This window comes from Candidatus Symbiopectobacterium sp. NZEC151 (assembly GCF_025962655.1).
Classification (GTDB): domain Bacteria; phylum Pseudomonadota; class Gammaproteobacteria; order Enterobacterales; family Enterobacteriaceae; genus Symbiopectobacterium.
The window spans coordinates 93,300-100,168 of sequence record NZ_JAGFPE010000011.1; the positions used below are offsets into that span (position 1 = coordinate 93,300).

7 protein-coding genes and 2 tRNA genes are annotated in these 6,869 nt (G+C 47.2%); 3 read left to right on the forward strand and 6 right to left on the reverse strand.

Features of this window, described 5'->3' with window-relative positions; all coding sequences use genetic code 11:
* Window positions 1–6: 6 nt before the first annotated feature.
* From J5067_RS22855 to dnaQ, 3 genes are all read right to left on the reverse strand, one after another.
* The gene (locus J5067_RS22855; protein ID WP_264628506.1) at window positions 7–252 is read right to left on the reverse strand and encodes a Flp family type IVb pilin; all 246 of its coding nucleotides are present in this window, start codon (window positions 250–252) and stop codon (window positions 7–9) included.
* Between the two features lie 910 nt (window positions 253–1,162).
* Window positions 1,163–1,239, reverse strand: a tRNA-Asp gene (locus J5067_RS22860).
* Window positions 1,240–1,373: 134 nt separating this feature from the next.
* On the reverse strand, window positions 1,374–2,108 hold the full coding sequence (gene dnaQ, locus J5067_RS22865) for a DNA polymerase III subunit epsilon (RefSeq protein WP_264652087.1): 735 nt from the start codon (window positions 2,106–2,108) through the stop codon (window positions 1,374–1,376).
* A 57-nt stretch (window positions 2,109–2,165) separates the two neighbouring features.
* Here dnaQ and rnhA point away from each other — a divergent pair, with 57 nt between their 5' ends.
* Window positions 2,166–2,630, forward strand: coding sequence for a ribonuclease HI (gene rnhA / locus J5067_RS22870; RefSeq protein WP_264645973.1), 465 nt, complete (start codon window positions 2,166–2,168; stop codon window positions 2,628–2,630).
* Window positions 2,631–2,635: 5 nt separating this feature from the next.
* On the opposite strand, the gene J5067_RS22875 is transcribed toward rnhA, so the two are convergent.
* On the reverse strand, window positions 2,636–3,370 hold the full coding sequence (locus J5067_RS22875) for a class I SAM-dependent methyltransferase (RefSeq protein WP_264645972.1): 735 nt from the start codon (window positions 3,368–3,370) through the stop codon (window positions 2,636–2,638).
* Window positions 3,371–3,432: 62 nt separating this feature from the next.
* Here J5067_RS22875 and gloB point away from each other — a divergent pair, with 62 nt between their 5' ends.
* Both gloB and mltD read left to right on the forward strand, forming a co-directional pair.
* On the forward strand, window positions 3,433–4,188 hold the full coding sequence (gene gloB, locus J5067_RS22880) for a hydroxyacylglutathione hydrolase (RefSeq protein WP_264652088.1): 756 nt from the start codon (window positions 3,433–3,435) through the stop codon (window positions 4,186–4,188).
* A gap of 71 nt (window positions 4,189–4,259) precedes the next feature.
* Complete coding sequence (gene mltD / locus J5067_RS22885) at window positions 4,260–5,639, forward strand: murein transglycosylase D (RefSeq protein WP_264645970.1); 1,380 nt, start codon at window positions 4,260–4,262, stop codon at window positions 5,637–5,639.
* A gap of 73 nt (window positions 5,640–5,712) precedes the next feature.
* On the opposite strand, the gene J5067_RS22890 is transcribed toward mltD, so the two are convergent.
* Window positions 5,713–6,504 carry an endonuclease/exonuclease/phosphatase family protein gene (locus J5067_RS22890; protein ID WP_264652089.1) on the reverse strand — a complete coding sequence of 264 codons (792 nt, stop codon included), beginning with the start codon at window positions 6,502–6,504 and terminating at the stop codon, window positions 5,713–5,715.
* Window positions 6,505–6,676: 172 nt separating this feature from the next.
* Window positions 6,677–6,753 (reverse strand) — tRNA-Asp (locus tag J5067_RS22895).
* Between the last annotated feature and the right edge of the window lie 116 nt (window positions 6,754–6,869).

The window sequence follows — 6,869 nt, forward strand, 5'->3', positions numbered from 1 at the left end:
TCAACTCTATTTTCCAGGTATAGACGACTCGACCGTGGTTTTGATTTTTTCAAAGACAGCAGTCAACATTCCTTTAACCGGACCTTCATCGCCGAAAATAACCGTAACCACCGCAGCAACGCCCGCCGCTACAATAGCATATTCAACAGCAGTCACACCCCGCTTGTCTTTTCCAAAGCGACGCACAGTCTCAGTAAAATACACATAACTCGCGATAGACTTCCCCTGAACGTAGCTTACTAAAGAATACATATCCAATCACCTCCATTTATTGATGCTATTATTTCACCGCGTCCTACTTTCGACTTGGTAATATTCACACTCATTATTTTGCGGGGATTTTATAGCATCTCTTTTTCGCCATTAACAATGGTTATATTGTCAAAAAAAAACACAATAACGATTGTTAAAACCTATCAATTAACAAAACACTAGCAAAATTAAAAAAATAATAAGAATTTTCTTACTTATTAACCCCACCCCTTAAAATAAACATCAGCGAATATAACCTTTCTTTAAACACGCCTTAAGAATAACTAACCTAAATAAATTGGACAGATGTTCATTCATAAGAACATTAAAAAAACGGCATATCTACATCGAGCCATCAAAAAAATGAATGATAAATCAACATTTAGCATTTTGCGCCAAACATTCAAAGATAAAAAAAATAAAATATCGACATTCACAATGAAACAATCAATTAAAATAAGCGACACAGCCTTAAAAATGAGATTGCTAACCTCACGCACACATGCAGCCCATGTGATATCAGGTCACTTTCACAGAGACAGTACATTGTTTTATTGTGAATTTATTAGTATTCAAAAGTAATAACAAACGCAGACAGAGGGTAATACACATTACCTTCAGTAAAGGTGGTATGGCTCAAACCAAGAAAATAAAATATGAATTATCTGATCAAAATTCCTATAACCGATAATATCTAACACAGCAAGCGGACCGATTCACTTACGTAATTTTATGACCGGATTTCATCTAACCAGCTTCCAAAGCGTGCTGCAAGGTTAATACTTAGCATTTTCAGCACAGGAATTACTACACAATTTCGTTTTCTTTGCTGTTGATAAATTCATCAACCATCGAAAAAGCAAAAAAAAATGCTGATATAAGCGAACTTATATCAGCATTCTTTAGTTATTGGCGGAACGGACGGGACTCGAACCCGCGACCCCCTGCGTGACAGGCAGGTATTCTAACCGACTGAACTACCGCTCCCCATTAACATGCCCTTGCGAGCGGGATGAATACTAAGGTGATCTGGGTATGGCGTCAATGCTTTTTATAATCAATTCATACTGTTTGTTTATAATTACAGCGTCATGCTGCAATCATCATCAATCGGGTGGTGATTACTGGCGCCACAGGCAACTGCCCCCCTTTTTGGCAATCAGATCGAGGCGCGTTTCATGCGCAGCCAGTTCTTCCGTGCTGGCATAAACGATGGGCAAAGCAGACGCCTGGCGCGTAATTCGCTGCACGCTCTCACTTTCTGCACTCACTTGCTGGTTCTCACTCTCCATGGCAAACGCCAAAGAGGTTTGTCCCCCCGTCATGGCCAGATAGACATCTGCCAAGATTTCGGCGTCGAGTAACGCCCCGTGCAGCGTTCGTTTGCTGTTATCTATCTGATAACGGTCGCACAGTGCGTCCAGGCTGTTTCTTTTACCGGGAAACAGCTTACGCGCGACCATAAGGCTATCGGTGATCTTGCAAAAGGTTTCTGTCTTCGGGATATCCCGATTCAGCATCCGGAATTCATAGTCCATAAAGCCGATATCAAACGCGGCATTATGAATAACCAGCTCCGCACCGCGAATGAACTCAATAAACTCTTCGGCTACCTCAGCGTAGGCGGGTTTATCTTGTAAAAATTCATCGCTGATGCCGTGGACCATGAAGGCTTCCGGGTCAACCAATCTATCAGGCTTGATATACACATGATAATGGCGCCCCGTCAGGCGGCGATTGATGACCTCCACCGCACCGATCTCAATGATTTTATGGCCTTCATAATGAACACCGAGCCTGTTCATCCCCGTGGTTTCGGTATCCAGAACGATCTGTCGTGTAATTGCAGTGCTCATCGCTTTCGTTTTATGTCAGACTTACGGTTTTTATGATTAAGGCAGAGTCTACCAGAGATGACAAAGCAGGTAGAAATTTTCACCGATGGTTCTTGTCTGGGAAATCCCGGCCCGGGTGGTTATGGTGTTGTGCTGCGCTACAAGCAGCACGAAAAAACCATGAGTGCAGGTTATCATCTGACGACCAATAACCGCATGGAATTAATGGCGGCGATTGCCGCGCTGGAAGCATTGACGACCCCATGTACGGTGGTACTGAGTACCGATAGCCAATATGTGCGGCAGGGTATCACGCGCTGGATCCACAATTGGAAACTTAAAGGCTGGAAAACTGCTGACAAAAAACCGGTCAAGAATATCGATCTCTGGCAGCGACTGGATGCCGCTATTCAGCGGCATACGATGCGTTGGGAGTGGGTTAAAGGTCACGCGGGTCATCCAGAGAACGAGAAATGCGATGAACTGGCACGCCAGGCGGCCTCACACCCGACGCAGGACGATACCGGGTATCATCCGGAATAATCGGCTCAGAATGGCTTGTATCCTTTACGGTAACTCTTGGTTGCCCCCACCGCTCTGCGCACCGGTACCTTATTGAACTTCTGGCGCATAGGGGACATGGTGAGCGGAATGGTACGTTTGCGCGCAACCAGGAGCATCAGGCAGCCTAAGAGAGCAGAGTGAGGTGCTGATGTTGTTGTCATCTGCGGTATCTTCCACGGCACCACGTGGAAGGTCCCCTGATACAACACTTCATAATTGAGCAAGCTGAGCCAATCGATCATACGCATCTGCGTGAACATACGTGCGCAATAGGGTTGGCATTGACGAAGACCGGGCGTCAGCTTCCCAGCCCCGAGCAGGCTTATAGGATTAAAACCACTCAGCAATAGCCATCCGTCATTGATCAGTACCCGATCCACTTCGCGTAAAATACGGTGTGGGTCCGACGAATAAGAGAGCGTATGCGCCAGCAAACAGGCATCTATAGACTTCTCAGAAAAGGGCAGTTGATAAGGATCGGCCAAGACATGCACATCATCAGCCGCATACGGGTTGATGTTGACCTGATGAGAAATGGCACACGTGTCCGTCGCGATAGCGTTGCTGAGCGCGCCGACTTTCAGTAAGTGGAAGCCGAACACACGCGGCCACCATGCAGCCAGTGCATGTTCAAGCGTCTGCTGGTAATGTGTGCCCCAAGGGATATCCTCCCAACACGTTGGCGTAGAGTAAGCCTGGGGCGTATGCGCTGGCTTCATATCTTAGTATTCTCCCTCAGACCCAATAGCTATCTCAGACCAGGTAATAAATGGGGTATCGCATGAATCTTATCAGTATTGCAGCACTTTCAGACAACTACATTTGGCTATTACATGACACACAGCACCGTTGTGTGATTGTCGATCCCGGTGAAGCGGAACCAGTATTACAAGCGCTAGGTAAACACCAACTCACACCGGTAGCGGTCTTGCTCACCCACCATCATAGTGACCATGTGGCGGGGGTTCCTGAAATTCTGAAGGCTTATCCTGACTTGCCGGTTTATGGACCCGAGGAGACGGCGCAGCATGGTGCAACACGCATTTTGCGCGACGGAGATCACATTCAGTTACTCAATTCGGATTTCTCCGTGTTTTCTGTGCCGGGTCACACTTTAGGTCATATTTCGTACTACTCCGCGCCGTATTTGTTCTGCGGAGATACGCTGTTTTCTGCTGGATGCGGACGAATTTTTGAAGGAACACCAAAACAAATGTATGAATCTATAGAAAAAATATCAAAATTACCCGATGACACACGCATTTGCTGCGCGCACGAGTACACGCTGTCAAATCTTGAGTTTGCTCACACTATCTGGCCTGAAGAGTGCAATATTACCGCTTACCTTTCTGAAATCAGGCTATTACGCGATAAATCTCAATCATCGTTGCCAACCACCCTGGGTCTTGAACGAAAAATCAACCTTTTCCTTAGATGCCATGACATTGATTTAAAAGAAAAATTAAAAATAAAACCCGGTAACATAGCGGATTGGCAAGTTTTCGCCCAATTACGTGGTAAGAAAGATTGCTTCTGAAGGTTTTTGTTGTGCTGATCGGCTAATCAAAGTATTATTGCTCGTCTTTTAAGCAAACTATTGACACACATATGAAGGCTCAAGCGATTATTATCGCCTCAGTCTTGTTGGCAGGTTGCCAAGGGGTCTACCAGGACACCTCACAACCGAAACAACATGGGCAGAGTCTGTCTTCAGCAGGTCAAGGTGAAGCAGGAAAGTACACAGGAAGTCGAGAGACATCCGCGCGCTGGTTGGATAATAATGGCCTAGCGCAGCGCGACCTGTGGAACTTCATTAGCGACGAGCTGAAGATGGAGGTTCCGGATAATGTCCGGATCCGCGAGCAAAAAACACGATACTTAAAAAATAAGAGCTATCTCCACGATGTAACATTACGGGCAGAGCCGTACATGTACTGGATAGTCGAGCAGATTAAGCAGCGCAAAATGCCGATGGAACTGGTACTGCTACCCATAGTGGAGAGCGCTTTTGATCCCAAGGCCACATCATCCGCCAATGCCGCAGGGCTCTGGCAGATTGTGCCAGGCACTGGGCGTAACTACGGTTTGAAACAAAACCAGTGGTATGATGGTCGTCGCGATGTTGTTGCATCAACGACGGCTGCCTTAGACATGATGCAGCGCCTCAACACGATGTTTGATGGTGACTGGCTACTTACCATCGCCGCTTATAACAGCGGTGAAGGACGTGTCTTGCAAGCGGTAAAAGCAAATAAGGCAAAAGGCAGGTCAACGAGTTACTGGGCATTGGCGTTACCACGTGAAACGTCACTTTATGTCCCCAAAATGCTAGCCTTAAGCGATATTCTTAAGAATAGCAAAAAATACGGCATTGAGTTACCCAAGCCCAACGAAAGTCGGGCACTGGCGCAGGTAGACCTGGGTCAACAGATGGAGTTGACGCAAGCGGCTGAAATGGCAGGCTTGTCGCTAACAAAACTGAAGAGCTACAACACAGGCTACAAACGTGATGTGACCGCTCCGAACGGGCCACATTACATAATGGTGCCTAAGGCACACGTTGAGCAGTTGAAGGATTCGTTGGCAGATGGCGATATCGCCGCTGTACAACCCACTAAACTGGCGCAGCTATCCGCAACTACGGAATACAAGGTTCGTTCAGGCGACACGTTGTCAGGTATTGCGGCGAAACTGAAGGTCAGTGCGCAGGATCTGCGTAAGTGGAACAATCTGTCCAGCGCTAACGCGCTGAAGATTGGTCAATCGCTTCAGGTAGCACAAACCGCTGCGGGCAGTAAGAAGGGTAACAGTAATTCCATTACCTATCAGGTGCGTAAAGGAGACTCTCTTGCGAGTATCGCCAAACGTCACGGGGTAGATATCGCAGATGTCATGCGGTGGAATTCAGTCATCAATAAAAAGGCGAATATTCAGCCTGGAGATCGTTTGACGTTGTTCGTGAATACGGCAACAGCGCCAGACTCTTAAGTACTGCATAGCCTATAAAAAAGCCACGGTTGTTGATAACGACCGTGGCTTTTTTTCGTATGCTGTTTTATCGTCATGCTGGCAACTGAAATTCAACCAATAATGGATTATGGTCAGAAGCCTGAGTAACCAGAACGGAAGATTGCATGACGTGCAAACCACGGTAAAAAACAAAATCTAACGGGCGGCCGAACGTTCGACGCCGCTGGTCGTCAACAAAGCGAACCTCACGCAAGGCAATCTCACTGGCAAATTGATAAAGCGCATTGATACGCTGCCGGCTCCAGGCATTAAAATCTCCCGCCATGATCACTGGCCCGGTATGACGTTTCACCTGCTCACCAATCGCATCCAGCTGTTTGCCATACACTTCAACACCGATGCTGAAATTAATGGCGTGGATATTAATCACCATCAGTTGCTGAGTGCTCTGCAATGCATAAACCGTTATCAGCGCCGATTTAGACAGGCGCAGCAGAGGCTCTCTCTCTCTCAGAGGGCAGCAATATAACGGTTGAGCCGCGGAGAGCGTCATCACACCAGAAGGGTGTTGGGGGAGAATAATGGCGGGAACCTGATCGGTCGCAACGTAGTTCGCCGTTGCAAAGCGAATCAGCTCAGGCGTACTTTGCGCCTCTTGCAGTAAAACGAGATGTGCATCTTTACCAAAGTTTTGTAATACCGAAAGCCAATGCAGACGCTGCTGTTTGTAGATATTCCACACCAACACACGCAGTACGTCGTTTTTTTCAAGCAGCGGCGCCTCTGGCAGTGCCTGCATAACAGGATACTGTATACCAGAGGAAAAAATTCTCTCTACGGGTTGCCCCGCACTGTACCTCACCGCATAGGTTTTCTTTCGCACAACGAACCTGCTTGTCTCTTCAGTGCTACACGCTATTACTTTAAGCAAAGAACGTCCTGAGTGACAGGGATATTCGGCAAGACTTGCACTGCATAACAGATCTTTACAGAGTGAGCAGACTATAGCACACAGTAAAAAGCCCTGAGCAAATGCTCAGGGCTTTTCTTTTTAGTGGCGGAACGGACGGGACTCGAACCCGCGACCCCCTGCGTGACAGGCAGGTATTCTAACCGACTGAACTACCGCTCCACCTATACTTTTTCATTACCAGACATCGTCTGATAATCGATATAAAAACCTGGCAGTTCCCTACTCTCACATGGGGAAGCCCCACACTACCATCGGCGCTACGGCGTTTCACTTCT